We start from the raw sequence: 25,337 nt of genomic DNA on the forward strand, positions 1-25,337 counted from the left end.
TCTGACGCAAGCCTTTCACAGAGATCATCATGACTTATTTCTGGCATACAAATATGGTCTACTTCTGACGCACGCCTTCCACAGAAATCATCAGCTCCACTTCCTGCGAAGCCGGACCAAGATCGGTGGTGATGTTAAAATCCTTTAACGCCAGCTTGCCTTCGGCCTCAAAGCCAGCACGATAGCCGCCCCACGGATCGTCGCCCTGGCCCAGCATTTTCGCTTCCAGCGTTATCGGCTTGGTTACGCCGTTCAGCGTCAGGTTGCCGGTGATATCCAGCTCGTCGCCATCTTTTTTCACGCCGGTAGAGACAAAGGTCGCCTGCGGGAATTTGCTGGCATTCAAAAACTCGGCGCTGCGCAGATGTTTATCACGTTCGGCATGGTTAGTGTCTACGCTATTGGTATTAATAGTCACGTTTACTTTATCGGCGCTGGGGTTCTTCTCATCAAAAGTAAAACCGCCGTCAAAATCGTTAAAGGTGCCGTACAGCCAGCTGTAGCCTAAATGTTTAATGCGGAACTGGATAAACGCGTGCTGTCCCTGTTTATCAATCTTATATTCTGCCGCGGTGGCAGCCTGAGCGCCCAGCAGCAGCGTCGCCGCAGTCAGAGCGCAAAGCGTTTTTTTCAACATATTATTTCTCCGTTTCAATAGATGAAGTAATGCGGTAGCCCAGCATGCGTTTTAAAGTCGTATCGCGATCGATAAAGTGATGCTTTAGCGCAGCCAGCCCGGCAGCAGCGATAAAATCACCACGCTCCAGGCCAGCCACAGGTGAATATCGCCTGCTAAATCGGCCTGTGTGCCGTAGCCGCTAAAAGTGGCCGGGATTGGCAGCACGCCGAAGACGTCAATCGGTTTGCCTTCTGCGGTTGAGATCAAATAGCCGCTGATAAAAATGGCAAACAGCAGTAAATAGAGCAGTAGATGGACCGCCACGGCCGAATAGCGCACCAGCGGTGAATAAGTGGCGAGCGGAGCAGGGGGCGGAGAGATAAAACGCCAGATCACTCGCAGTATCATGATGGCAAACAGCACCATGCCGATACTTTTATGCAGCTCCGGCGCCTTATGGTACCAGGTATCATAGTAGCCCAGCGAAACCATCCATAAACCCAGCGCGAACATGCCGTACAACACCAGCGCCACCAGCCAGTGAAGAAATAAGCTGAAATGCCCATATTCGCCGCTGCTATTTTTCCATCTCATCGCCGTCTCTCTTATGCATGTTTTGTCATGAGACTGTACAAGCTGAAACAGAAAATCAACAAAAAAACAGCCGCAGACAGGCTTTTTTCATTTTATTCAAATAAACTGATGATTTCATAGGGTGATTATCAGTTTTATCGCCTGAAATTGCCTTTTTAGCACCATAAAAATAATCGCGCCGGCGGGGAATAAACAATTTCGTCCAGCCAAAGTAGACATAAGTAGAACAAATAAAAGCGTAAAACGAGACGGCAGTACAACAGATGCATAGTGGGAAACAAAAAAGCGAGAGCTATGATGATTTCAATAAATTTGAATTAAATATCAACTTTTGTCGTTTTTAGTCAGTTTTTGTCAGGATGGAAGTCGCCTTTCAGCCACCGGATAGTCGCCGTTACTCGTTATAAGTTAACATTCTGCTAACATCTATCTACAGGAAGCAGTGATATTTAACGGCAGCCCGCAGCAGATAAGTCCATTGGTTTTATATGGTCTTAAAAACTATTTTTTGATTAAAGGATGATATTCCACGCTGGGTTATTGCATAAAATTAGCCCAATATTTCATCAGATTTGCATTTTGCCTTTGCAATCGATAAAGTAAATCTGTGTCAATAAACGTGATGCAGATCCCATTCTGTTGAGCGTATTCATGCTGCGTTATAGCTTTCCTTACCATCAGCCGCTGCTGGCTATGAAAGCTATGGTGCTGCCTACCGTCATCGCGTCATCCGTGAGGAAACGATATGAACGTCGCTACAGGCTCATCTAAAAAACATTTCTGGCAGAAAAAAGGCCAAAAAGAACTAACCGTCGATGATATTACTATTGTCGATAACGCTATGTTAAAACGCGCCGTTGGCGCGGCCGCGCTCGGCAACGCTATGGAGTGGTTTGACTTCGGCGTATACAGCTATCTGGCCGTGACCATCGGTAAAGTCTTCTTCCCCGGCGGCAGCCCGGCCGCTCAGCTGATCGCGACTTTTGGCGCTTTCGCCGCCGCTTTTCTGGTGCGTCCGATCGGCGGGCTGTTTTTCGGCCCGCTCGGCGACCGCATTGGGCGGCAGAAAGTGCTGGCCATCACCATGATCATGATGGCGATCGGTACCTTTTGTATCGGCCTGATCCCCGGCTATAACAGTATCGGCATCGCTGCGCCGTTACTGCTGCTGCTGGCGCGTCTGGTGCAGGGTTTCTCTACCGGCGGCGAATATGGCGGCGCGGCGACCTTTATCGCCGAGTACTCAACCGATAAGCGCCGCGGCTTTATGGGCAGCTGGCTGGAGTTCGGTACGCTGGGCGGCTATCTGTTGGGCGCCGGGCTGGTTACCGCACTAACTGCCATGTTGTCAGCGGATCAGCTGCTTAACTGGGGCTGGCGCATTCCTTTCTTTATTGCTGCGCCGCTGGGGCTGTTTGGCCTCTATATCCGCCTGAAACTGGAAGAGACGCCGGCGTTTCAGAAGCATATGGAAAAACAGGAAGCGCTGGAGCACAGCAAACCGCGTTTGACACTGTGGCAGATGCTGCGTAAATATCGCGCGCAGATGCTGAAATGTATCGGTCTGGTGCTGCTGTTTAACGTCTCTAACTACATGCTGACTTCATATATGCCCAGCTATCTGACCGGCGTGCTGGGACTGAGCGAGCTGAGTGGCCTGATGCTGGTGCTGGTGGTAATGTTTGTTATGATGCCGCTGACGCTGTTCTGGGGGCACTGGAACGATCGTCTGGGGCGCCGTCCGGTGATTGCGCTGGGCGCGGTAGGTCTGCTGGTGCTGTCAATCCCGTGCTTGATGCTGGTAGCGACCGGTAACCTGGTGTTTGTATTCATTGGACTGATGATCCTGGGCGTACTGCACAGTTGCTTTAGCGGCACCATGCCTTCGGCGCTGCCGGCGCTGTTCGCCACGGATATTCGCTACAGCGCGCTGGCCATCGGTTTTAACATCTCCGTTTCTCTGTTTGGTGGCACCACGCCGTTGATGACTGCCTGGCTGGTGGATAAATTCCAGAACCTGCTGATGCCCGCTTATTACCTGATGGGTGCGGGCGTGATCGGCTTGATTACCGTGTTCTTTATGCGTGAAACCGCACGTAAGCCGCTGCATGGTTCAGCTCCGGCGGTAGGTTCGGAAGCGGAAGCGGTAAAACTGGTAAAAAAACTGAAGTTACGTCGCCAGAAAGAGAACCGCGTAACGCAATAATGACGTTGATGTAAAGCGGATAATATTTATCCTTATGGTGATAATAATTATCACGAAAATAGTAAGGCACAATTTTATTGTGCCTTTATTTTTTTATTTAAAACGGGACAAAGAGAATGGCGATAAATCAAATTGACATGCTTTATTGCTGGCAAAGTCGCTGGCTATTTCACCTAATACGCTGGCAAATTTAAAACCGTGACCGCTAAGCCCGGTAATAATCAGCCGGTCATTATCTTCCGGCAGCGTATCGATAATAAAATCCTCATCGGGAGAATTATCATAAGCGCAAGCGGCGCCATGTAAACAAACGCCGACGCCCGGCAAGAAATGGCGCAGGAAATTAAAAACTTCACTGCCATCGCTGGCGAAGGCGCCGAAAGGCTTGCGATCCTCGGCGCTTTGCATCGGCTGCCCCCCGTCATGACGGCCTATTTTCAGCTCGTTATTTTCAGCCGGAAAACCATAATATTGGCTGCCATCCGCCATTTCGACGGTAAAACCGGGGAATTTGTTAGTTTCGCTGTAGCGGCCGTCGGCCTGATACCAGGCAAATACTTTACGTACAGGCGTAACCGGTAGCTCGGGGCAGAACCACTTTACGGCGGTGCCAACGCTGAGTAGCAGCTTGCGGCCATAATAGTCGCCGTCGGCGGTAGTTACGCGCTGCAGCTCACCCTCGCGGGCAATAGCGGATACCGGGCAGTTAAACAGCTGAGCGCAGCCCGCTTCGCGTGCCAGCCGTATCCAGCTGCGAATCGCCACTTCTGATTTCAGGTAGCCGGAGCGCGGCTCAAAAACGCCCGTGTAGCCTTCCGGCACATGAATATCCGGCCAGCGTTGGCGGATCTGTTCCGGCGCTAACACCTCTACCTCCAGCTGGAACTGGCGCGCGCTTTCTATTACGTTGGTAATAAATGGCGAGTTGGCAGGGGAGAGATTGATAATGCCGCTGCGATGCATAATCCGCTCGCCGCACTGCTGCTCCAGTTCATCCCATAGCTGCTGGGCGCGCAATACCAGCGGCACATAGCGTGCGCCCTCGCCGTAGGCGTGGCGAATCAGACGCGTCGCGCCGTGGTGGCTGCCTTCCTGATGGGGCGGATGGGCGCTGTCGATCATCAGCACCTTAAGCCCGGCACGGGTCGCGTACCAGCCTGCGGCGGCGCCGACGGAGCCACTGCCAATAACGATAAGATCATAAACCATTAGCCAACTTCTCCTGATGCTGCGAAGGTTTAGCAGCATAGCAAAAGCGTGCAGATAATAAAAAGGCACCCCGGAGGGTGCCTGGTCAACCAAAAGTACTGGTTAATGCTTTTTGTAGTCTCGCGCAAGGATCTCGCTGGCTTCTATTTTAGCGATACCTGCTTCCAGAATGGAGATAAATTGTCTGGCAACGTCCGTAGTCAGCCAATAAGTCGGCCCTACGTCGGCTTCATCAGGCTGTTGCTCATTAGATGAAAGCGAATGCAGACGGATCATCATCGCATCATACGAGTCCACGGTACTGATATCCCATCCAACGAGGGGATGTGTCTGAATAATCTCTTTATTACTGTCCATTATAACCCCCTTATTACTCGTAGAACGAAGTGATTATTTGAGGTTTCAATGCGGCTTTTTTTCACAGAGCAGGTTGATTATAACAGTGTTACAGATTTAAGCGGCACGAAAAATGCTCGAATAGCGTAATTAATCGGCGCAGAATAATATTTGCACAGAATTCTGGTTATTTCTGGCGGAAAAAGAACTCCTGCATAATGCAGGAGTTTATAAATGTCAAAGGCTGGGATCGGGTTGAATTTTAACCGGGGCGTGACGTTTTTCCAGCTCGGCCGCCAGGCGAGCAAAATGCTGTTGCATTCCCTCATCATGATTTTGGTTTTGCGCTTCCAGCCGCAGGCTGTGGATCAATAACTGATTAGATTTATCGTCCAGACAAAAGGCAAGATAGGAAAATGCGTTTTCCAACACGGTAAGACGACGCTGCTGTTCACCAATTAACGCCAGCAGTTCACCAAAGGTCATCGCCTCTTCAGGTTTTTCAGCGGTCATGGTTAACACCTCCTGTAAGTCATGACGGACGCCAGAATATGTCATCGGCTTACAACAGTCTATAACCGCGTTGAGGCGGCGGCGAGGCGGTAAAGATAAAAAAAAGCCGGATGGCGATATCCGGCAAACAACGGCACAAAAAGAAGTCAGTCAGTGATAAACCAGTCGTCGGCGCTTTCCCAGGTTTCCTGCAGGATCTCGGTTACGCGATCTTTAGCTTCTTTACCACTGCCCATCACGGTCAGGTTATTCGCGCTGGCGTAGCGCACCGAAATATGGTTGGCCATTTCCGGAAATTCTTTATCGATTCGTTTTGACAGTTCCTGTGTCAGCGCATCGATAGCGCCGGCAGGGAGCTGAGTCGTTTTCGCTATAGTTACTTCAACACGCATATCTGCCTCCGCTGTGAGTACTGGCTATTTATACAGTTATCGCATCAGCAAAGCAATGAAAAGCTCGCGGGGAAAGGTGAAAAAACGAGGCAGATCGCAGAAGCGGCTGACCGCTAAGGCCAGCCGCCTGGAGAAGGTTAGGCGATGCGCCAGTTCAGCGTCTCACCGGCCAGGAACGGCACCAGCTTATCGCCTGCCGCCGCGATGCTTTCGGTCACGGTCCAGGGCTCGCGCACCAGACGCAGGGTGCCTTCATTCAGCGGCAAGCCGTAAAAGTTCGGGCCGTTTTCCGAGCAGAACGCTTCAAAGTGCTGCAACGCATCCATCTCTTCAAACACGGTCGCGTAGGCGGGCAGGGCGGTCGGAGCATTAAACACGCCTGCGCAGCCGCAGCTGGCCTCTTTGCGATGACGCAAATGCGGCGCGGTATCGGTGCCAAGGAAGAAGCGTCGGTTACCGCTGGCGATAACCTTACGCAGCGCTTCCTGATGGACATTGCGCTTCAGGATCGGCAGGCAATAAAGATGAGGGCGCACGCCGCCCACCAGCATATGGTTGCGGTTGAACATCAAATGCTGAGGCGTAATCGTTGCCGCCAGCAGATCGTTGCCCGCTTCCACATACTGCGCGGCCTCTTTGGTGGTGATATGTTCAAACACCACTTTCAGCGCCGGGTAACGTTGGCGCAGCGGCTCCATTACCGTTTCGATAAAACGCGCTTCACGGTCAAAAATATCCACGTGCGCATCGGTCACTTCGCCATGAATCAGCAACGGCATCCCGAGACTTTGCATACGATCCAGCACCGCTGCGATGGTATCGATATGGGTAACGCCGTGGCTGGAGTTAGTGGTGGCGTGGGCAGGATAGAGCTTGGCTGCGGTAAATACCCCTGCCCGGAAGCCTTTTTCCAGCTCATCAGGCGATAGCGAGTCGGTAAGGTAGCAGGTCATTAATGGCTGGAAAGCATGTCCTTCCGGCAACGCATCCAGAATACGTGCGCGATAGGCGATAGCCGCCTCCACGCTGGTCACTGGCGGCACCAGATTAGGCATCACAATGGCACGGCCGCACACGGCGCTGGTAAAGGGTAATACGGCGCGCAGCATCTCATCGTCACGCAGATGGATATGCCAGTCGTCAGGGCGGCGAATGATCAGTTGCTGAGATTGTGCAGTCATGAATTAGGCTCCGGCGATAGGAAAAAAGGCAGTTTTTAGCCGGGTACTAAGCATAAGGATAAAGGCAACCGATTGCACATGCTTTATGTCGGCCACGATAAAAAAGCCCTGGAAAGCGCGTGAATTGCTGTAGATATCGCCAGCGCGCCCGCTGAACGTCCACTTTGACAGTGGGAGAGGAGATCTAACGCCAGTGCGGCATGAAACAGTGAGGGATAAAAAGTAAATGGCCCGCGCCGGGGAAAGGACGCGGGCGACCGCTCGTTAGTCGGTAAAGGGGATCACCAGCTCGCCGGGCTTTACTTCAATGCCTTTCGCCAGTTTTTTCGCCATCGCTTCCGCTTTGCTGCGATCCTCGCTCAGCACATAAGCGGGCTCGCGATCGAAATAGCTTTTTAGCGATTGGTTAAGGTAGGGCCTCAACGTTTGCAGGATCGGCTGCATCTTATCCGGCTGCACGTTGGCATCCACGATCTCCAGATCCTTCAGATAAACCGCCCCTTTTTGTTTATCGAAAAACGGCTGGGCCTTCATCTTTAACTGCATATCAGCCTGCTGTGGACCCAGCAGCGAAGTGATATTCACTTTTGCATTGCCGGATAGGGTGACTTTACCCGCCTCTTCGCGGCCAATCTGGCTGCTGAGGTTGCTTAATACGATATGCGCATTAACCAGCCCGGAAACGCCAATATCTTTCTGATAATTATTATGTTTTTGCAGAGCCTGATTGATCTCCTGCTCGGAAATCGTGTATTGAGTCAGCTGATTACAGGCGGTCAACAGACCGGCCAACATCAGGGCGCAGAGCGCCAAAAACGCCTTGTTCATGACAATCCTCGAAAGTGATGCGGAGAAAGTCTCCTTTTAAGGAGGCTAAGCTTGCCGTAATCGCCGCCGTGAGTCACCAGGAAAACAGGAAAAGAGAGGGGAAAAGCGGGAAATGCAGGCTGCAGGCGGCGAAACGCCGCCCTTTAACCATTAACCCGCCATAGTACTTAACAGATTTACCTGAGTTTGCTTCGCCATATTATCGCGATATTCCGCTACCCGGCTGGGCCAGTTAATCCCTGCCACCAGCGACAGCGAACGCAGCAGAGGGAACAGATTGATATCATCAAGGCTTAACTCGCCGTTAACGGCGTTCGGTTTCACGATCAGCTTATCGAGATCGCGCATATCGTTAGAGATCTTTTTGATGAACCCGTCTGCGTGCTGCTTTAATTCAGCAAAGTCGCCGATGTTGGCTTCCTTTTTGTTTTTGAAATAAGCCCGCGCCTGCGGCGTTGCGAACTCGGCAAAACCGCCTTCGGCAACGCGCGGCAGCAACAGCTTATTCACGTAGCTGTTCACATTGCGCAGCCAGTCATTAATCGCAGGGTTGGTTTTGCCGGTCAGTAGCGGCTCGCCATCCAGCTGATCAACATAGCGCACAATATCCAGGCTTTCCGGCATGCAGCTGCCATCCTCTTTTTGCAGAATCGGCGCCATTTTCTGACCAATCAGCCGGGTTGGTGTCTCCTCATCATCGTTAAGCATTACCACCAGTTCTACCGGCAGATTTTTCAGGCCAAAAATCATGCGTGCTTTAACGCAAAACGGACAATGATCGTAAATATAGAGTTTCACCGCATCTCTCCTTACTGATATTGCCGACGGCGGGTTGCCGCCAGCAATTGTTTGAATATGCTTAAAAAGTATGGAAGAGATCCAGGGGAAGGGCAAACCGCAGCGGCGTATTAGCCGCCGCGCAGCATCGCTGGCGCCGCGGCGCGCGGCTGAAATTGCCACCACAGCGCCAGCAGGGTAATGGCGCCGGTGCCGCCCAACATCAGCCAGGGCAGCTCCGGTAAGGCCAGTTCGCGTCCGGTATCAAACATCCAGCCGCCGCCGGTATAGCCCAGCGCGCCGCCCAGCGCCAGACCCAGACGGCTAAAGCCAAGATAGCTGCCGCGCGCCCGTGCGCTGGCCAGTTCAGCGCTCAGGGTTTCACGCGCCGGCTCGGCGATAATCGCCCCGATATAGAACAGGCAGATTAAAATAAACAGCTGCTGTAGAGAGTCGGTCAGGCCGATCGGCAGCAGGCTGAGCGTCATCAACAGCAGGCCAGCCATCAGACGATGCTCCAGGCGGAAACGCTTTTCACTCCAGCGGGCGATCGGGTAAAGCAATGACAGCGACAGCGTCGCCTCAATGGCATACATCCATTTAACCGCGCTGGCGGTGCCAGCGATCTGGTTCACCATAATCGGCAGCATTAGCATCACCTGAACCGCCAGAATATAATAGCCGGTCAGCGTCAGCACATAGGCGCAGAAGCGACGGTCTTTCAATACCAGGCTCAGCCCTTCACGCAGCGGTGTCGGGACCGTAGAGATGCGCCAGGCAGGCAGCAGCAAGGCGTTAAACAGCGCGGCCAGGACGAAAACCAGTGCGCCGACCCAGCAGACCAGGCGGAAATCCCACGCCAGCAGCCAGCTGCCAATCAGCGCGCCCAGCACCGCGCCGGCGCTGTCCTGCATCATCAATAGCGAGAAGAAGCGGCCACGCGCTTCAGGGCGGATCAGCTTCACCACCAGCGCGGTGCGCGGCGGATCGAACAGCGTGCCGCCAATGCCGGAAAGCAGGCAGGAAAACCACAGAAGCCACGGCTCATGCGCCACCGCCATGGCGGCGAAACCGGCCGCGCGCAGCAGCATGCCGCAAACAATCATCGGTTTGGCGCCGAAGCGATCGGCAATGGCGCCGCCAAACACGCCGAGTCCCTGCTGAACCAGCTGGCGCAGCCCCAGCGCGATGCCGACCACCATCGCCGCCCAGCCAAGCTGATCAACGAAGCGGATTGAGATTAACGGGAACACCACAAAAAATCCCAGCACCACCAGCATATTATCTGCCAGCAGAAAAACCCGACCAAGACGTCGGGCGCGCGCCACTCCAGCCATGCTGATTCCTTAGCAATGCTAAATAAAATTACTGTTGAGGGATGTTATTTTGCGCGCTAACTGTTTAATTTAACAGCAAATGCAGAATGATATTTTTTTATCGATCTTTGGCAAAATGTGCTGTAATTTCAGTGTAGTAATGATGTCTGCCGCCGCGTTATCCTCCTGCTGTTTCGTCGCCGTTAATCGCAGCGCTAGAGAGGCATCGAGGGCAATCATCGGGTAGCGTTAATTTTTCGCCTGCCGGACATCAATTAATTTTGTTTATCAGCCATGGCTTTCAGGAGAAGAGATGTTTGGCTACCGTTCCGCCGCACCGAAAGTGCGCCTGACCACCGATCGGCTGGTGGTTCGTCTTGTTCATGAACGCGATGCATGGCGACTGGCTGATTATTACACTGAAAACCGCGCCTTCCTTAAGCCCTGGGAGCCGGTACGTGATGAAAGCCACTGCTATCCCTCCGGCTGGCAGGCGCGTCTTGGGCTGATTACCGATATGCATAAGCAGGGCAGCGCCTTTTATTTTGTCATTATGGACCCGGAAGAGAAGGAGATCCGCGGCGTGGCTAATTTTAGTAATGTGCTACGCGGGTCGTTCCACGCCTGCTATCTCGGTTATTCGCTGGGCGAGAAATGGCAGGGACAGGGGATGATGTTTGAGGCGTTGCAGGCGGCAATTCGCTATATGCAGCGTCAGCAGCGTATGCATCGAATAATGGCGAACTATATGCCGCATAATCAGCGCAGCGGCAATTTGCTGGCGCGGCTGGGTTTTGAAAAAGAAGGGTACGCGAAAGATTATCTGCTTATTAACGGCCGCTGGCAGGATCATGTGCTGACTGCGCTGACCCATCAGGAATGGGCGCCGGAGCGGCGTAGCTAAGCGTCGGATATTCACTTTATGCTCCGCCAGAGAAAGCGGCGCGGGAGTCTGCGATGACAGTAAAGATTGGGGTAGTGGGGTTGGGCGGTATTGCGCAAAAAGCCTGGTTGCCGGTGCTGGCGCAGGCCGACGGCTGGAGACTGATGGGCGGGTTTTCGCCCAATCAGCAGAAGGCGCAAAAGATTTGCGACAGCTGGCGGATGCGCTGTTATGCACAGCTTGATGCGCTGGCCGCCGACTGTGACGCGGTATTTGTTCACAGCAGCACCGCCAGCCATTATCAGGTGGTGCGCACGCTGCTGGAGCAGGGCGTAGACGTTTGCGTGGATAAGCCGCTGGCGGAAACGCTGAGTGAAGCGGAGGCGCTGGTAGAGCTGGCGCATAAGCGCGGACGGAAACTGATGGTAGGCTTTAACCGCCGCTTTGCCCCGCGCTATCAGCAGCTTAAAGCGGCATTGCAGCAGCCGGCTTCCATCCGCATGGAGAAACACCGCAGCGACAGCGTCGGGCCGCATAATCTGCGTTTTACCTTGCTGGATGATTATCTGCACGTCGTGGATACCGCGCTGTGGCTGGCGGAAGGTCAGGTCACGCTGCGTCACGGCGCCATCCAGACTACCGAAGCCGGCGAAATGTTATACGGCGAGCATCACTTTAGCGTGGGCGCGACCCAAATCACCACCAGCATGCACCGGCGCGCCGGTACGCAGCGCGAGTCGGTCACCGCGATTGCCGACGGCGGTGTCTGGCAGCTGGATGAGATGCGTGAATGGCGACACGAGCGTCATGGCGAAACGCTTATTGAGGCGGTGCCGGCGTGGCAAACCACCCAGGCTCAGCGCGGTTTTGACGGCGCGGCGCGCCACTTTATCGCCTGCGTACAAAATCAGACAATGCCGGAAACCAGCGGCGAGCAGGCGCTAAAAGCCCAGCGCATCGTAGAAAAAATCTGGCGTGACCTTGAGCGTGAATAACCTGCGGTAACAATCCTTTGTGGTTATTTCGCTGCGTATCGGTAGACTAACCGCCGGATCGGCCCGCCGCCGGTCCGCTATTGTCTGTTAACCGGATTGAATATTCAGGATGCGCAGTTAACCATGAATTTGTTGAAATCCCTGGCAGCGGTCAGCTCAATGACGCTGTTTTCCCGCGTGCTGGGCTTTGCCCGTGATGCGATTGTGGCAAGAGTCTTCGGCGCCGGGATGGCTACCGATGCCTTTTTCGTCGCCTTTAAACTTCCCAACCTGCTGCGCCGTATCTTCGCGGAAGGCGCGTTCTCTCAAGCTTTTGTACCGATCCTTGCGGAATATAAAAGCAAGCAGGGGGAGGAAGCGACGCGCGTTTTCGTGGCGTATATCTCCGGCCTGTTAACGCTGGCGCTGGCGGTAATTACGTTCCTCGGCATGATTGCCGCGCCGTGGGTGATTATGATCACGGCGCCGGGCTTTGCCGATACCGCTGATAAGTTTGCGCTGACCAGTAGCCTGCTGCGCATTACCTTTCCCTATATTTTCCTGATTTCGCTCGCCTCGTTGGTGGGGGCGATCCTGAATACCTGGAACCGCTTCTCGGTACCGGCCTTTGCACCCACCTTATTAAATATCAGCATGATCGGCTTTGCGCTGTTCGGCGCGCCTCATTTCCATCCGCCGGTACTGGCGCTGGCGTGGGCGGTGGTGGTCGGCGGCGTACTGCAGCTTGGCTACCAGCTGCCGCACCTGAAAAAAATCGGCATGCTGGTGCTGCCGCGCCTGAACCTGAAAGATGCGGGCGTCTGGCGTGTGCTGCGCCAGATGGGACCGGCCATTCTCGGGGTGTCCGTTAGCCAGATTTCTCTGATTATCAATACCATCTTTGCCTCGTTCCTGGTTTCCGGCTCGGTCTCCTGGATGTACTACGCCGACCGCCTGATGGAGTTCCCTTCCGGCGTACTGGGCGTGGCGTTAGGCACTATTTTGCTGCCGTCGCTGTCGCGCAGCTTTGCCAGCGGCAACCATGCCGAGTATTCGCGCCTGATGGACTGGGGGTTGCGTCTTTGCTTCCTGCTGGCGCTGCCGAGCGCGGTGGCGCTGGGCATCTTGTCCGGCCCGCTGACCGTGGCGCTGTTTCAGTATGGGAAGTTCACCGCCTTTGACGCCGCTATGACGCAGCGAGCACTGATCGCCTATTCCGTCGGGCTAATGGGGCTGATTGTGGTTAAGGTGCTGGCGCCGGGCTTTTACTCGCGTCAGGATATTAAGACGCCGGTAAAAATCGCCATCGTCACGCTGATCGTGACGCAGCTGATGAACCTGGCCTTTATCGGACCGCTGAAACATGCCGGGCTGTCACTCTCTATTGGGCTGGCGGCCTGTCTGAACGGCGCGCTGCTTTACTGGCAGCTGCGTAAACAGCAGATCTTTCAGCCGCAGCCGGGCTGGACCGGCTTTCTCCTGCGCCTGATGGTGGCGGTGGTGGTGATGGCGGGCGTGCTGATCGCCATGATGATGGTGATGCCCGCATGGGATATAGGCGGCATGCCGTATCGTCTGGCGCGCCTGGCGGCAGTCTGTGCGGTAGGCGGCGGCGCTTACTTCGTGGTGCTGGGGCTGTTAGGCTTCCGACCAAAGGACTTCGCACGCCGCTCGGTAGCCTAATCGCAGACGCGCCAAACCCGCCGGACGGTAAGCCGGTGGGTTAAGTGCGGTGTAGTTCAACCCGCCGGAGTCGATCCGGTGGGTTAAGTGCGGAGGGATTAAACGCGCCGCGAGGTAAAGCCGCCTGAAGTCGCCTGACCGTCCGGGCCGTAAAACGCCTGAGTCTGATGAGGTTTTAACAGCGCCAGCGCCTTATCGTTGTAAACCATCTGCTGATTTAACAGCATCCCGTTATGGGTATTATTGTCGCGCAGCTGACGTGTGTGCTGCTCAATAGCCTGCCAGCGGCGAGCCAGCTCCGGCTGCGTACGATAGGGTGCCTGGATACGGTACTGTTTCTCTGATTCCCGCCGGATACCGTCAAGATAGTTCAGCGTGGTCAGCAGTGAACTTTTATCTTCGGTAATACGCTGTAGCAGGCTGCTGTTAATGAGGCCGGCAGAGAGCTGCTCGTGTTCTTCCTTCATTATATTGCTCAGCGAACCGAGCACTTCCTGCATTTTATCCAGCGCGGTAATCAGGCTATTCATAGCGGTTATTTATCCTGTAAATAAGATTTCGCTTCCTGAATCAGGGCATCGGCGATTTTGCCGGTATCCATTTTCAGTTCGCCATTGCGAATGGCGGTTTTCAGTTGCTCCACGCGGGCAGTATTAATGTCTTTACTGTCTGCGGTCATCAGCTGGGACTGCGCACCGCTCAGGCTAACCTGCGCGGCGCTGGCAGGCGCCTTAGGGCTGCTGGTCTGACGAACCTTTGCTGCGCCGTTATCGTTAGTTTCACGTGGCTGAACGGTGCTGACGGGCTGCGTAGCTTTAGTTTTGTCGATGCTCATGGTCTGGCTCCTGTAAGTTCAGGCATTAATGCAGCCTGATAGGCAAAGAGTACAATGTATGTTGATCCCACTATCGGCAACTCAACAGCCATCTTTAGCAGTTTATAGAGATATAAGAATATTCCCATCCGCACTCACATTGCCACTTACTATCTGCCCATTCCCCATGCGCACCCGCACCCGTTGCAGCGCGGTGGCGTTATTCAATGCGCGCCCCTCGCTGCTCACGTTAAAACCATCGCCCTGAGCGATCACGATGACCGGCTGACCCGCCTTTACCCGCCAGGCCTGACGCACCATCGAGAGGGTTAACGGCTGATCCGGTAAAATATCGCGTACGCTTACAGCATCCGTTATTTGTTGCGCATCCAGCACCGCCCGCGCAGGCAGGGTATCCAGTCGTCCTTGCTTAATCTGGATGTCACCGACGGTTAAGGCGGTACCACGTGGAATTTGACGACTGGCGACCACATACTCGCCGGTTACCTGCACCTCTACCTGCAGAAAGCGCCGCTCGCGATCGCAGGTCGCCGCCACGCTCATATTGCCCCATAAACGACTGTTGCCCGGCAGGCTGAACTGCGGGTTCGCGCACGGCGGCCACTGTTGCTGTGGGGTGCGTATCGCCACATTCATTCCGGCGGCATGCAGCGGGTCGCGCGTTTTAAAGAACTGGTTGAGCTGCGCCGCAAGATCGTCCGCCCGTACCGGCATTACCAGTAAGGTTAGCATCGCACCCAGCCACCATCTCATTACCCGCATCTTATCTATCCCCGCTCTGACTTATGGCGCTGATTCTACCCGCGCGGGCAATTTTTCAAGGCAAAAAATAGCGATGCTTTTTAGCGCTATTCCAGCGATAGCTTTCGCGCCGCCCGATTATGCTGACAGCTCAAAATTTCACTTCCGGAGGAAAGCATGCTCGACAAACTGGATGCAGCTCTGCAGTTCGGCACCGAAGCGCTCAATCTGCGGGCTCAGCGTCAGGAAATCCTGGCATCCAACATCGCCAACGCTGATACGCCAGGCTACCAGGCCCGCGATATCGATTTTGCCAGCGAGCTTAACCGCGCGCTGGAGAAAGGGCGGGCGCAGGGATCTGGCCTGTCGCTGGCGGTGACGTCGGCACGCCACATTCCCGCGCAGACCGCGACGCCGCCGTCCATGGATCTGCTGTATCGCATTCCCGATCAGCCGTCGATGGATGGCAACACGGTCGATATGGACCGTGAGCGTACGCAGTTTGCAGATAACAGCCTGAAATACCAAACCGACCTCACGCTTATCAGCAGCCAGATAAAAGGCATGATGAACGTGCTGCAGGGACAATAACCGATGGCACTGCTTAATATTTTTGATATCGCCGGTTCGGCGATGGCTGCACAGTCACAGCGTTTAAACGTGGCCGCCAGTAACCTGGCTAACGCCGATAGCGTTACCGGTCCTGATGGCCAACCTTATGTCGCCAAACAAGTGGTGTTCCAGGTAGATGCCGCGCCGGGACAGGCTACCGGCGGCGTACGCGTTGCCCAGGTGGTGGAAGATCAGAGCCCGGCGAAGCTGGTGTTTGATCCGGGCAATCCGCTGGCGGACGCCAAGGGCTACGTCAAGATGCCAAACGTCGATGTGGTCAGCGAGACGGTCAATAGCATGGCGGCGTCACGCAGCTATCAGGCGAACGTTGAAGTGCTGAACACCGTCAAGTCAATGATGATGAAAACCCTGACCATCGGTCAATAACGGAGAATAACCATGGGCTTAGCCGTTGGCGTAAATGAAAAGATCGATCCCAGTGTACTAACCAATACCACTGGCGCATCGAACAGTAGTAGCGCAACCGATCTACAAAGTAACTTTTTGACGCTGCTGGTGGCGCAGTTAAAAAACCAGGATCCGACCAATCCGATGGAGAACAACGAGCTGACCACGCAGCTGGCGCAGATCAATACCGTAAGCGGTATCGAGAAGCTGAACACCACGCTGGGTTCGATCTCGGGTCAGATCAATAGCAATCAATCGGTGCAGGCGTCTACCCTGATCGGCCACGGCGTCATGGTGCCGGGCAGCCAGATCCTGACCGGCAAAGGCGAGACGACGCCGTTTGGCGTTGAGTTGACGCGTGCCTCAACTTCCACGACCGCCACCATTACCGATGGCAGCGGCAAAGTGATGCGGACCATTGACCTCGGCAAACTGACCGCCGGCGTGCATACCTTCGCATGGGACGGCACCTTAACGGACGGCACCACCGCACCGGACGGCAAATATAACGTTTCCATCGCCGCCAGCGACGGAACGGAGCAGCTGGTGGCGCAGCCACTGAATTACGCCTTAGTGAACGGTGTGACCACCGATTCCAGCGGGGCAATACTCGACCTCGGGACGATGGGCACTTCCACGCTCGATAAAATTCGTCAGATTCTCTGATACGACACTAATTTACTCAGGAGTGACACATGGGCTTTTCACAAGCGGTCAGCGGTTTAAACGCGGCCTCCAGTAACCTCGACGTTATCGGCAACAACATTTCTAACTCGGCGACGGCGGGCTTCAAATCCAGCACCGTCTCTTTTGCTGACATGTTCGCCGGTTCAAAAGTCGGTATGGGTGTAAAAGTGGCGGGCGTGATTCAGGACTTTAACGACGGCACCACCACCACCACCAGCCGTGGGCTTGACGTGGCTATCAGCCAGCAGGGCTTTTTCCGTATGGCGGACGACAGCGGCGCGGTTTACTACAGCCGTAACGGTCAGTTCACGCTGGATGAGAACCGCAACATCGTCAACATGCAGGGTATGAAGCTGACCGGCTATCCGGTAGCAGGCACCCCGCCGACCGTACAGACCGGCGCCAACCCGGTAGCGCTCAGCGTGCCGACTACCCAGATGACTGCCCGCGCCACCACCAACGGTGCGCTGATCGCCAACCTGAACTCATCTGACGGCACCAAAGTTGACGCGGACTTCGACAGCACCGACGCCACCAGCTACAACGCCAAGTCTTCAATGACGACGTATGACTCGCTGGGTAACGCGCACACTATCGACCTGTACTTCGTGAAAACGGCGGACAACAGCTGGAACGTGCATCCGATCGATTCCAGCAGCGGCGCCACTACTACGCCGTTCACCATGAGCTTTAACCCTAACGGCGTAATGACCTCCGCCACCAGCCAGACCATTTCAATGGGCGCGCTGAACGGCTCTAACGCGCAGACCTTTACGCTGGATTTGACCGGCAGTATGCAGCAGAACACCGGCGCCAACACTTTTGGCAACCCGACGCAGGATGGTTACAAGCCGGGCGACCTGGTGAGCTACCAGATCAATGACGACGGCACGGTAGTAGGCAGCTACTCCAACGAAAAAACCCAGGTGCTGGGCCAGATCGTGCTGGCGAACTTCGCTAACGCCGAAGGCCTGAAATCTGAAGGCAACAACGTTTGGTCATCCACGGCCTCTTCTGGTCAGCCGCTGATCGGTCTGGCTGGCACCGGTAACCTTGGCACCCTGACCGCAGGCGCGCTGGAGTCTTCCAACGTCGACCTGAGTAAAGAACTGGTGAACATGATCGTGGCGCAGCGTAACTACCAGTCGAACGCGCAGACCATCAAAACCCAGGATCAGATCCTCAACACGCTGGTTAACCTGCGTTAATACGGCTGACGGGAGAGCGCTATGGATCACGCTATTTATACCGCCATGGGCGCGGCAAGCCAGACGCTCAATATGCAGGCGGTGACGGCCAACAACCTGGCCAACGCCTCAACGCCCGGTTTTCGCGCGCAGCTCAATGCGCTGCGTGCGGTACCGGTAGAAGGCTTATCGCTGCCGACGCGTACGCTGGTTACCGCCTCGACGCCGGGATCCGATATGACGCAGGGCGCGCTCGATTATACGCAGCGCTCGCTTGACGTCGCGGTCCAGCAGGATGGCTGGCTGGCGGTACAAACGGCAGATGGCACCGAAGCTTATACCCGCAACGGTAATATGCAGATTAGCCCCACCGGCGAGCTGACCATTCAGGGTCACCCGGTGATGGGCGACGGCGGTCCGATTGCGGTGCCGCAGGCGGCAGAAATTACGATTGCGGCTGACGGCACCATTACCGCGCTGAATCCGGGCGATGAGCCCAACGCGACGGTGCAGCTGGGGCGGTTGAAGCTGGTGAAGGCGACCGGGCAGGAAGTGGTACGCGGCGATGACGGGCTGTTTCGTCTGAACCCGGCGGCCCAGGCCCAGCGCGGCGCGACGCTGCAAAACGACCCGACGGTGCAGGTGATGCCCGGGGTACTGGAAGGCAGCAACGTGAAGCCGGTCGAAACCATGGTTGACATGATTGCCAACGCCCGCCGCTTTGAGATGCAGATGAAAGTCATCTCCAGCGTCGATGAAAACGAACAACGCGCCAACCAGCTGCTCAATATGAGCAGCTAAGGCAAGAGGAAAACAGCATGATCAGTTCCTTATGGATCGCCAAAACCGGTCTTGACGCCCAGCAAACCAATATGGACGTCATCTCCAACAACCTGGCAAACGTCAGCACCAATGGCTTTAAACGTTCACGTGCGGTATTTGAAGATTTGATGTATCAGACCATGCGTCAGCCGGGCGCTCAGTCTTCTGAGCAAACCACGCTGCCGTCTGGCCTGCAGATCGGTACCGGCGTGCGTCCGGTTTCTACCGAGCGTCTGCATACCCAGGGCAACCTGTCGAAAACCGACAACTCGAAAGATGTGGCGATTAACGGACAGGGCTTTTTCCAGGTGCAGATGCCGGACGGCACCGCGGCCTATACCCGCGACGGCTCGTTCCAGGTGGATCAAAACGGTCAGCTGGTGACCAACGCCGGTTTCCCGGTGCAGCCCGGTATCACTATTCCCGCCAACTCCCTGAGCATCTCTATTGGGCGTGACGGCGTGGTGAGCGTGACCCAGCAGGGTCAGGCGCAGCCGGTACAGGTTGGGCAGCTGACGCTGAGCACCTTTATGAACGATACCGGCCTCGAAAGCATGGGTGAAAACCTCTACAAGGAAACTCAGGCTTCCGGCGCACCGACTGACAGCACCCCCGGCCTGAACGGCGCCGGCCTGCTGTATCAGGGTTATGTTGAAACCTCTAACGTCAACGTGGCGGAAGAGCTGGTCAGCATGATCCAGACGCAGCGCGCTTATGAAATCAACAGTAAAGCCATTACCACCTCCGATCAGATGTTGCAGAAACTGACGCAGGTATAAGGGTAGTAAGCGCGCTCAGACGCGGACTGGCGGAGCTGTGGCTCCGCCAAATTAAATTAAATGATGCAATGAAAGGTATACACGTCGTGGCGAAGCAATTCACTCTTAAGCCTGGACATTTGGTTATCGCAGCAATGCTGATGACACTTAACGGTTGCGCCCTTGTTCCCCGTACACCGCTGGTCACCGGCCCGACAACGGCTCAGCCGATGCCTGCTTCGCCGCCCGTGGTTAACGGTTCTATTTTCCAGGGGGTGATGCCGATGAACTACGGCTATCAGCCTCTGTTCGAGGATCGTCGTCCGCGCAATATCGGCGACACGCTGACAATCGTGCTGCAGGAAAACGTCAGCGCCAGCAAAAGCTCCTCAGCTAACGCCAGCCGTGACGGTAGCGCCAGCCTTGGCCTGACCGCGGTGCCGCGCGCCCTTGAAGGGCTGCTGGGCGGCGATAAAACCACAATGAGCGGCGAAGGCAAAAATGATTTCGCAGGTAAAGGCGGTGCGTCGGCCAACAACACCTTTACCGGCACCATTACCGTTACCGTCAATCAGGTGCTGCCGAACGGCAACCTGAATGTGGTCGGTGAGAAACAGATTGAGATTAACCAGGGCACCGAATTTATTCGCTTCTCTGGCGTGGTCAACCCGCGCACCATCAGCGGCAACAACAGCGTGGTTTCCACGCAGGTGGCAGATGCCCGTATCGAATATGTCGGTAACGGTTATATCAACGAAGCGCAGAACATGGGTTGGCTGCAGCGCTTCTTCCTGAACATCTCACCGATGTAAGAGGCTTTTATGTTCCAGTCACGCATTATTCATCTTGCGCTTTCTCTGCTGCTGCTGAGCATCAGCACGCTGGCCAGCGCCGATCGCATCCGCGATCTCACCACGGTCCAGGGCGTCCGTGATAACCAGCTGATCGGCTATGGACTGGTGGTCGGGCTGGATGGCACGGGTGACCAGACGGCGCAAACGCCGTTTACCACCCAGTCGCTGAACAACATGCTGTCGCAGCTGGGCATTACCGTGCCGGCCGGCACCAATATGCAGCTGAAAAACGTGGCGGCGGTGATGGTGACCGCCAACCTGCCGGCCTTTGGTCGCCAGGGGCAGCAGATCGACGTGGTGGTTTCCTCGCTGGGTAACGCCAAAAGCCTGCGCGGCGGCACGCTGATTATGACCCCGCTGAAAGGGGTGGATAACCAAGTTTATGCGCTGGCGCAGGGCAATATCCTGGTCGGCGGCGCAGGCGCGGCGGCGGGTGGCTCCAGCGTTCAGGTTAACCAGCTGAACGGCGGACGCATCACCGGCGGCGCCACCATTGAGCGCGAAATGCAGAGCAATTTCGGCACCCAGGGCACCCTGAATCTGCAACTGAACGAAGAAGATTTCAGCATGGCGCAGCGCATCAGCGATGCGATCAACGGTCGCGGCTACGGTTCGGCGCAGGCGCTGGACGCCCGTACCGTTCAGGTACGCATGCCGATGAACAACAGCTCGCAGGTGCGTCTGCTGGCCGATATCCAGAATATCGATGTTTCCGTACCGATTCAGGATGCGAAAGTGATCATCAACTCACGCACCGGCTCGGTGGTGATGAACCGCGAAGTGAGGCTCAGTTCGTGTGCGGTGGCGCAGGGCAACCTGTCAGTGACCATTAACCAGCAGCAGAACGTCAACCAGCCTGATACGCCGCTGGCCGGCGGGCAGACCGTGGTCACGCCGCAGACTCAGATCGATATGCGTCAGGAAGGCGGCGCGCTGCAGCGTGTTAACGCCAGCGCCAACCTGAATAGCGTGGTGCGTGCGCTGAACGCGCTGGGCGCAACGCCGATGGATCTGATGTCGATTCTTCAGTCAATGCAGAGCGCGGGCTGTCTGCGCGCCAAACTGGAAATTATCTGATGAATGATACGCAATCTGTAATGAGCGCGGCTTACGACAGCCAGGCGCTCAACAATCTGAAACGTCAGGCCGGCAGCGACCCGCAGGGTAAAGCGCTGCAGGTGGCGAAGCAGGTAGAGGGCATGTTTGTACAGATGATGCTGAAGAGCATGCGTCAGGCGCTGCCGCAGGATGGCCTGCTCAGCACCGAACAGACGCGGATGTTCACCTCAATGTATGACCAGCAGATTGCGCAGGAGATGGGGAATAAAGGACTGGGGCTGGCTGATGTCATCGTAAAACAGATGATGCCAGCCCAGGCGCCGGACGAAAGCGCAGGCACCGTACCGATGCCGCTCGATCGCTCGGTGGTGGTGAATACGCTGTTGCCGCGACAGATGGAGCAGATGCAAACGCAGATGGCGCAAATGGTACAGCGCGCCATGCCGAAACTGCCGCAGCCGACGTCCAGCGCGCCGCTGAGCGGCGACAGCAGCGACTTTATCGCCAAGCTGACGCAGCCGGCGCAGCTGGCCAGCCAGCAGACCGGCATTCCTCATCAACTGATCCTCGCCCAGGCGGCGCTGGAGTCAGGCTGGGGGAAACGCCAGATCCTGACCGAAGATGGCAAGCCGAGCTATAACGTGTTCGGCATTAAAGCTACCGGCAGCTGGCAGGGCAAAACCACGGAAATCACCACCACTGAATATGAAAACGGCGTGGCGAAAAAAGTGAAGGCGGCGTTCCGCGTCTATGACTCTTACATTGATGCGTTAACCGACTACGCCAACTTGCTGAGTAAAAATTCGCGCTATGCCAAAGTGACGACGGCGAAAACGGCGGAAGAGGGCGCCCACGCGCTGCAGGAAGCGGGCTACGCCACCGATCCCAAATATGCCAAAAAGCTGGTCGGTATGATTCAGCAGTTTAAAAACCTGGGTGAAAAAGTCGCCAAAGCTTACGGCAATGAGTTAGGCGATCTGTTCTGATTTTTTACTCAAGTTTCACTTAAGCACGCCGATAACCAAAACAGGCCGGAAAGCGTCCCGTTACGCTTGCGGCACCCGATTCGTTGAATGCCGCCCGGTGTGTACCGGCGCAAAAAGGAACCGACATGTCCAGCTTGATTAACTCCGCAATGAGCGGGCTGAGCGCCGCGCAGGCTGCGCTGAATACCACCAGCAACAACATCAGCAATTACAACGTGGCTGGTTATTCACGCCAGACGGCGGTACTGACTTCGCTGCCGAGCACCCTGAACGGCGGCAGCTATTACGGTAACGGCGTAACGATCAGCAGCGTTCATCGCGAATATGATGAGTTTATTACCGGGCAGTTGCGCAGCGCTTCAGCGCAAAACAGCGGTATTACTACCCAGTACAACCAGATCTCTAACATCGACGATTTGATGTCCTCGTCGTCAAACAGCCTGTCGACGACGCTTTCTGACTTTTTCACCAACGTCCAGAACGTGGTGAGCAACGCGGACGATCCTTCAGCGCGTCAGACGCTGCTGGGCAAGGCGGATGGCCTGGTTAACCAGTTTAAAGTCACCGATCAGTATCTGCGGAATATGGATGCCAGCATCAATACCAGCATCTCTTCTTCGGTGCAGCAGATTAATAGCTATTCCAGCCAGATTGCGAACCTGAATACCCAGATTGGCAAACTGCAGGCGGCCGGTGCCGGTGCCGATCCCAACAGCCTGATGGATCAGCGTGACGCGCTGGTCAACAAGCTGAACGACCTGGTCGGCGTGAGCGTTTCGCAGCAGGACGGCAACTATATCGTTTCCATGTCTAATGGTCTGACGCTGGTGAACGGCGCGGATACGCGTCAGCTGGTGGCGATGACCGCCAGCAGCGATCCAACCCGCACTACCGTGGGCTACGTGGATAAAACCGCTGGCAACGTTGAGATCCCGGAAAGTCTGGTGAGCACCGGCTCATTAGGCGGCCTGCTGAAGTTCCGCAGCGAAGATCTCGATTCAGCGCGCAATAAGCTCAATCAGCTGGCGCTGAACTTCGCTGACAGCTTTAACACTCAGCATAAAGCGGGCTTCGACAGCGAAGGCAATGCGGGTACCGATTTCTTCGCCATTGGCGGCCCGACCGTAGTCAGCAACAGCAAAAACGCTTCCGGCGTTACCCTGAGCGCCAGCTGGAGCGATACCAGCAAAGCGCAAGCTACCGATTACAAAGTGAGCTGGGACGGCAGCAACTGGAACGTGAAGCGTCTCTCTGACAATACCAGCGTCAGCGCATCGCTGGATGCCAACGGTAAGTTGAATTTCGACGGCCTGCAGATTACGCCATCCGGCACGCCGGCCGCTAATGACAACTTTATCGTCAAACCGGTCAGCAATGCGATCGTGAATATGGACGTAGTGGTAACCAATGAAGCGCAGATTGCCGCCGCGGGCGCTGCGGGCGGTGAAAGCGATAACCGCAACGCGCAAAAGCTGTTGGATCTACAGGGCAAGAACCTGGTCAACGGTAACGCGACGCTGGCGCAGGGCTATGCCAGCCTGGTGAGTGATATCGGCAACAAAACCAATACGCTGAAAACCACCAGCGAGACGCAGACCAACGTGGTGAATCAGCTCACCAACCGTCAGCAGTCGATTTCTGGCGTTAACCTTGATGAAGAGTACGTGAACCTGCAGCGCTATCAGCAATATTACATGGCGAACGCACAGGTTCTGCAGACTGCATCAGCAATTTTCGATGCCTTAATCAGCATCCGTGGCTAATTGAATTGATGAAGGAATAACCACCATGCGACTCAGTACCAGCATGATGTATGACCAGCAGATGCGTGGCGTGACCAACGCCCAGTCGAGCTGGCTGAAAGCGGGCGAACAACTCTCTACCGGCAAGCGAGTGATTAATCCGTCGGACGATCCGCTGGCCGCCGCGCAGGCGGTGGTGCTTTCTCAGGCGCAGGCGGAGAACAGCCAGTACAAGCTGGCGCGTGCTTTCGCCACCCAGAGCGTATCGCTGGAAGAAAGTACGTTGAATAACGTGACCCAGGCGGTGCAGAGCGCTCAGACGCTGGTGATCTCCGCAGGCAACGGCGCGCTTTCTGATGATGACCGCGCCTCCTACGCCACCCAACTGGAGGGCGTACGCGATCAGCTGCTTAACCTGGCGAACAGCACCGACGGTAACGGCCGTTATATTTTTGCCGGCTATAACAGCGGTAGCGCGCCTTTTACCGAAGATGCCAACGGTAATGTGGTGTATAACGGCGGCAGTGAAGCGATTACCCAGAAAGTGGATGCCAGCCGCACCATGACCACCAGCCATACCGGTGCGCAGGTATTTATGTCCGTCACCAGCAATGCGGTAAAAGAGCCGGACGGTTCAGCAGGCGAAAGTAATATTTTTGCCACACTGGATAGCGTGATCGGCGCCTTGAAACAGCCGATCCAGAACGGCGATGACGCCACCAAGGCGGCGTCTAAAGATGCGCTGGATAAAGCGACGCGCGGTCTGAGCAACTCGCTGAACAACGTGCTGGCGGTGCGCTCTGAGCTGGGTACCCAGTTGGATGAGCTGGAAAAACTGGATAGTCTGGGCGAGGATCGCAGCACGCTGCAGGCGACAAAAATGAGCGGCCTGGTAGATGTGGATTACACCAGCGCGATTTCAAAATATACCATGCAGCAGCAGGCGTTACAGGCTTCTTATAAGACCTTCAGCGATATGTCGCAGATGTCTCTGTTCCAAATGAACCGCTAAAAAATTCCGTTTTGAACGTGCTTAAACCGGGCGCGTTCGTTTTTTCCCGTCACCGATGGCTTATCGTCGCTGACGGGTTTTTTTTGCCCTGAAAACGGCGAGCCTGATGTAAAGCTGGCCGCC

At 55.5% G+C, this 25,337-nt stretch carries 27 protein-coding genes and 1 pseudogene; 15 read left to right on the plus strand and 13 right to left on the minus strand.

The window, feature by feature from the left end; translation table 11 throughout:
- Positions 1-58: 58 nt before the first annotated feature.
- Together K6958_RS08395 and K6958_RS08400 are read right to left on the minus strand one after the other, a co-directional pair.
- Positions 59-637: a YceI family protein gene (locus tag K6958_RS08395; RefSeq protein ID WP_434085198.1), complete on the minus strand. Its 579-nt coding sequence runs from the start codon at positions 635-637 to the stop codon at positions 59-61.
- Position 638: 1 nt separating this feature from the next.
- Positions 639-1,213: pseudogene (locus K6958_RS08400) on the minus strand (cytochrome b).
- Positions 1,214-1,958: 745 nt separating this feature from the next.
- Between K6958_RS08400 and proP the strand changes: the two are divergent.
- On the plus strand, positions 1,959-3,419 hold the full coding sequence (proP, locus tag K6958_RS08405) for a glycine betaine/L-proline transporter ProP (RefSeq protein ID WP_249894219.1): 1,461 nt from the start codon (positions 1,959-1,961) through the stop codon (positions 3,417-3,419).
- A 93-nt stretch (positions 3,420-3,512) separates the two neighbouring features.
- On the opposite strand, the gene solA is transcribed toward proP, so the two are convergent.
- The 8 genes from solA to mdtH form a co-directional block, all read right to left on the minus strand.
- Complete coding sequence (gene solA / locus K6958_RS08410) at positions 3,513-4,628, minus strand: N-methyl-L-tryptophan oxidase (RefSeq protein WP_249894220.1); 1,116 nt, start codon at positions 4,626-4,628, stop codon at positions 3,513-3,515.
- Between the two features lie 102 nt (positions 4,629-4,730).
- Positions 4,731-4,985 carry a biofilm formation regulator BssS gene (gene bssS, locus K6958_RS08415; RefSeq protein ID WP_084970930.1) on the minus strand — a complete coding sequence of 85 codons (255 nt, stop codon included), beginning with the start codon at positions 4,983-4,985 and terminating at the stop codon, positions 4,731-4,733.
- Positions 4,986-5,201: 216 nt separating this feature from the next.
- Complete coding sequence (locus K6958_RS08420) at positions 5,202-5,477, minus strand: hypothetical protein (RefSeq protein ID WP_249894221.1); 276 nt, start codon at positions 5,475-5,477, stop codon at positions 5,202-5,204.
- A gap of 146 nt (positions 5,478-5,623) precedes the next feature.
- On the minus strand, positions 5,624-5,869 hold the full coding sequence (gene dinI / locus K6958_RS08425; protein ID WP_103057958.1) for a DNA damage-inducible protein I: 246 nt from the start codon (positions 5,867-5,869) through the stop codon (positions 5,624-5,626).
- Positions 5,870-6,006: 137 nt separating this feature from the next.
- Positions 6,007-7,050: a dihydroorotase gene (gene pyrC / locus K6958_RS08430; RefSeq protein WP_249894222.1), complete on the minus strand. Its 1,044-nt coding sequence runs from the start codon at positions 7,048-7,050 to the stop codon at positions 6,007-6,009.
- 264 nt (positions 7,051-7,314) lie between these two features.
- Positions 7,315-7,878, minus strand: coding sequence for a lipoprotein (locus tag K6958_RS08435; RefSeq protein ID WP_249894223.1), 564 nt, complete (start codon positions 7,876-7,878; stop codon positions 7,315-7,317).
- Between the two features lie 150 nt (positions 7,879-8,028).
- Positions 8,029-8,676, minus strand: coding sequence for a glutaredoxin 2 (gene grxB / locus K6958_RS08440; protein ID WP_249894224.1), 648 nt, complete (start codon positions 8,674-8,676; stop codon positions 8,029-8,031).
- 110 nt (positions 8,677-8,786) lie between these two features.
- Positions 8,787-9,992, minus strand: a complete 1,206-nt coding sequence (gene mdtH / locus K6958_RS08445; protein WP_249894225.1) for a multidrug efflux MFS transporter MdtH — start codon at positions 9,990-9,992, stop codon at positions 8,787-8,789.
- 292 nt (positions 9,993-10,284) lie between these two features.
- Between mdtH and rimJ the strand changes: the two genes are divergently transcribed.
- The 3 genes from rimJ to murJ all read left to right on the plus strand — a co-directional run bounded on the left by rimJ (position 10,285) and on the right by murJ (position 13,511).
- On the plus strand, positions 10,285-10,875 hold the full coding sequence (rimJ, locus tag K6958_RS08450; protein ID WP_249894226.1) for a ribosomal protein S5-alanine N-acetyltransferase: 591 nt from the start codon (positions 10,285-10,287) through the stop codon (positions 10,873-10,875).
- A gap of 53 nt (positions 10,876-10,928) precedes the next feature.
- Complete coding sequence (locus K6958_RS08455) at positions 10,929-11,849, plus strand: Gfo/Idh/MocA family protein (RefSeq protein ID WP_249894227.1); 921 nt, start codon at positions 10,929-10,931, stop codon at positions 11,847-11,849.
- 123 nt (positions 11,850-11,972) lie between these two features.
- A complete protein-coding gene (gene murJ / locus K6958_RS08460) occupies positions 11,973-13,511 on the plus strand; it encodes a murein biosynthesis integral membrane protein MurJ (RefSeq protein WP_249894228.1) in 1,539 nt (512 codons plus the stop codon).
- A gap of 98 nt (positions 13,512-13,609) precedes the next feature.
- Here murJ and flgN read toward each other — a convergent pair whose 3' ends face one another.
- The 3 genes from flgN to flgA all read right to left on the minus strand — a co-directional run bounded on the left by flgN (position 13,610) and on the right by flgA (position 15,108).
- Positions 13,610-14,041, minus strand: coding sequence for a flagellar export chaperone FlgN (flgN, locus tag K6958_RS08465; RefSeq protein ID WP_249894229.1), 432 nt, complete (start codon positions 14,039-14,041; stop codon positions 13,610-13,612).
- Positions 14,042-14,046: 5 nt separating this feature from the next.
- The gene (gene flgM / locus K6958_RS08470; RefSeq protein WP_249894230.1) at positions 14,047-14,346 is read right to left on the minus strand and encodes a flagellar biosynthesis anti-sigma factor FlgM; all 300 of its coding nucleotides are present in this window, start codon (positions 14,344-14,346) and stop codon (positions 14,047-14,049) included.
- A 102-nt stretch (positions 14,347-14,448) separates the two neighbouring features.
- A complete protein-coding gene (gene flgA / locus K6958_RS08475; RefSeq protein WP_434085199.1) occupies positions 14,449-15,108 on the minus strand; it encodes a flagellar basal body P-ring formation chaperone FlgA in 660 nt (219 codons plus the stop codon).
- Positions 15,109-15,264: 156 nt separating this feature from the next.
- Between flgA and flgB the strand changes: the two genes are divergently transcribed.
- The 11 genes from flgB (at position 15,265) to flgL (ending at position 25,214) form a co-directional block, all read left to right on the plus strand.
- Positions 15,265-15,678: a flagellar basal body rod protein FlgB gene (gene flgB / locus K6958_RS08480; RefSeq protein ID WP_085072125.1), complete on the plus strand. Its 414-nt coding sequence runs from the start codon at positions 15,265-15,267 to the stop codon at positions 15,676-15,678.
- Positions 15,679-15,681: 3 nt separating this feature from the next.
- Positions 15,682-16,086 carry a flagellar basal body rod protein FlgC gene (gene flgC, locus K6958_RS08485; protein WP_085072124.1) on the plus strand — a complete coding sequence of 135 codons (405 nt, stop codon included), beginning with the start codon at positions 15,682-15,684 and terminating at the stop codon, positions 16,084-16,086.
- A gap of 12 nt (positions 16,087-16,098) precedes the next feature.
- On the plus strand, positions 16,099-16,773 hold the full coding sequence (gene flgD, locus K6958_RS08490) for a flagellar hook assembly protein FlgD (RefSeq protein WP_249894232.1): 675 nt from the start codon (positions 16,099-16,101) through the stop codon (positions 16,771-16,773).
- 29 nt (positions 16,774-16,802) lie between these two features.
- Positions 16,803-18,002, plus strand: coding sequence for a flagellar hook protein FlgE (flgE, locus tag K6958_RS08495; RefSeq protein WP_249894233.1), 1,200 nt, complete (start codon positions 16,803-16,805; stop codon positions 18,000-18,002).
- A gap of 21 nt (positions 18,003-18,023) precedes the next feature.
- Positions 18,024-18,782, plus strand: a complete 759-nt coding sequence (locus K6958_RS08500; RefSeq protein WP_249894234.1) for a flagellar basal body rod protein FlgF — start codon at positions 18,024-18,026, stop codon at positions 18,780-18,782.
- Between the two features lie 17 nt (positions 18,783-18,799).
- Complete coding sequence (flgG, locus tag K6958_RS08505) at positions 18,800-19,582, plus strand: flagellar basal-body rod protein FlgG (protein WP_249894235.1); 783 nt, start codon at positions 18,800-18,802, stop codon at positions 19,580-19,582.
- Positions 19,583-19,668: 86 nt separating this feature from the next.
- On the plus strand, positions 19,669-20,373 hold the full coding sequence (gene flgH / locus K6958_RS08510; RefSeq protein WP_249894635.1) for a flagellar basal body L-ring protein FlgH: 705 nt from the start codon (positions 19,669-19,671) through the stop codon (positions 20,371-20,373).
- Between the two features lie 9 nt (positions 20,374-20,382).
- Positions 20,383-21,492, plus strand: coding sequence for a flagellar basal body P-ring protein FlgI (locus tag K6958_RS08515; protein ID WP_249894236.1), 1,110 nt, complete (start codon positions 20,383-20,385; stop codon positions 21,490-21,492).
- A complete protein-coding gene (flgJ, locus tag K6958_RS08520) occupies positions 21,492-22,460 on the plus strand; it encodes a flagellar assembly peptidoglycan hydrolase FlgJ (protein WP_249894237.1) in 969 nt (322 codons plus the stop codon). The genes K6958_RS08515 and flgJ overlap by 1 nt, the downstream gene beginning before the upstream one ends.
- Positions 22,461-22,585: 125 nt before the next feature.
- Positions 22,586-24,223 (plus strand): flagellar hook-associated protein FlgK, encoded by a 1,638-nt coding sequence (gene flgK / locus K6958_RS08525; protein WP_249894238.1) that lies wholly within the window; start codon positions 22,586-22,588, stop codon positions 24,221-24,223.
- A 25-nt stretch (positions 24,224-24,248) separates the two neighbouring features.
- The gene (gene flgL / locus K6958_RS08530) at positions 24,249-25,214 is read left to right on the plus strand and encodes a flagellar hook-associated protein FlgL (protein WP_249894239.1); all 966 of its coding nucleotides are present in this window, start codon (positions 24,249-24,251) and stop codon (positions 25,212-25,214) included.
- Positions 25,215-25,337: the final 123 nt, after the last annotated feature.

The organism is Mixta hanseatica, assembly GCF_023517775.1.
In the GTDB taxonomy this organism is placed as follows: Bacteria; Pseudomonadota; Gammaproteobacteria; order Enterobacterales; family Enterobacteriaceae; genus Mixta; species Mixta hanseatica.

Coding starts and splice junctions, on each gene's coding strand:
- K6958_RS08395 (WP_434085198.1), bottom strand. CDS start 637: ATGTTGAAAAAAACGCTTTGCGCTCTGACTGCGGCGACGCTGCTGCTG.
- proP (WP_249894219.1), top strand. CDS start 1,959: ATGAACGTCGCTACAGGCTCATCTAAAAAACATTTCTGGCAGAAAAAA.
- solA (WP_249894220.1), bottom strand. CDS start 4,628: ATGGTTTATGATCTTATCGTTATTGGCAGTGGCTCCGTCGGCGCCGCC.
- bssS (WP_084970930.1), bottom strand. CDS start 4,985: ATGGACAGTAATAAAGAGATTATTCAGACACATCCCCTCGTTGGATGG.
- K6958_RS08420 (WP_249894221.1), bottom strand. CDS start 5,477: ATGACCGCTGAAAAACCTGAAGAGGCGATGACCTTTGGTGAACTGCTG.
- dinI (WP_103057958.1), bottom strand. CDS start 5,869: ATGCGTGTTGAAGTAACTATAGCGAAAACGACTCAGCTCCCTGCCGGC.
- pyrC (WP_249894222.1), bottom strand. CDS start 7,050: ATGACTGCACAATCTCAGCAACTGATCATTCGCCGCCCTGACGACTGG.
- K6958_RS08435 (WP_249894223.1), bottom strand. CDS start 7,878: ATGAACAAGGCGTTTTTGGCGCTCTGCGCCCTGATGTTGGCCGGTCTG.
- mdtH (WP_249894225.1), bottom strand. CDS start 9,992: ATGGCTGGAGTGGCGCGCGCCCGACGTCTTGGTCGGGTTTTTCTGCTG.
- rimJ (WP_249894226.1), top strand. CDS start 10,285: ATGTTTGGCTACCGTTCCGCCGCACCGAAAGTGCGCCTGACCACCGAT.
- K6958_RS08455 (WP_249894227.1), top strand. CDS start 10,929: ATGACAGTAAAGATTGGGGTAGTGGGGTTGGGCGGTATTGCGCAAAAA.
- murJ (WP_249894228.1), top strand. CDS start 11,973: ATGAATTTGTTGAAATCCCTGGCAGCGGTCAGCTCAATGACGCTGTTT.
- flgN (WP_249894229.1), bottom strand. CDS start 14,041: ATGAATAGCCTGATTACCGCGCTGGATAAAATGCAGGAAGTGCTCGGT.
- flgM (WP_249894230.1), bottom strand. CDS start 14,346: ATGAGCATCGACAAAACTAAAGCTACGCAGCCCGTCAGCACCGTTCAG.
- flgA (WP_434085199.1), bottom strand. CDS start 15,108: ATGCGGGTAATGAGATGGTGGCTGGGTGCGATGCTAACCTTACTGGTA.
- flgB (WP_085072125.1), top strand. CDS start 15,265: ATGCTCGACAAACTGGATGCAGCTCTGCAGTTCGGCACCGAAGCGCTC.
- flgC (WP_085072124.1), top strand. CDS start 15,682: ATGGCACTGCTTAATATTTTTGATATCGCCGGTTCGGCGATGGCTGCA.
- flgD (WP_249894232.1), top strand. CDS start 16,099: ATGGGCTTAGCCGTTGGCGTAAATGAAAAGATCGATCCCAGTGTACTA.
- flgE (WP_249894233.1), top strand. CDS start 16,803: ATGGGCTTTTCACAAGCGGTCAGCGGTTTAAACGCGGCCTCCAGTAAC.
- K6958_RS08500 (WP_249894234.1), top strand. CDS start 18,024: ATGGATCACGCTATTTATACCGCCATGGGCGCGGCAAGCCAGACGCTC.
- flgG (WP_249894235.1), top strand. CDS start 18,800: ATGATCAGTTCCTTATGGATCGCCAAAACCGGTCTTGACGCCCAGCAA.
- K6958_RS08515 (WP_249894236.1), top strand. CDS start 20,383: ATGTTCCAGTCACGCATTATTCATCTTGCGCTTTCTCTGCTGCTGCTG.
- flgJ (WP_249894237.1), top strand. CDS start 21,492: ATGAATGATACGCAATCTGTAATGAGCGCGGCTTACGACAGCCAGGCG.
- flgK (WP_249894238.1), top strand. CDS start 22,586: ATGTCCAGCTTGATTAACTCCGCAATGAGCGGGCTGAGCGCCGCGCAG.
- flgL (WP_249894239.1), top strand. CDS start 24,249: ATGCGACTCAGTACCAGCATGATGTATGACCAGCAGATGCGTGGCGTG.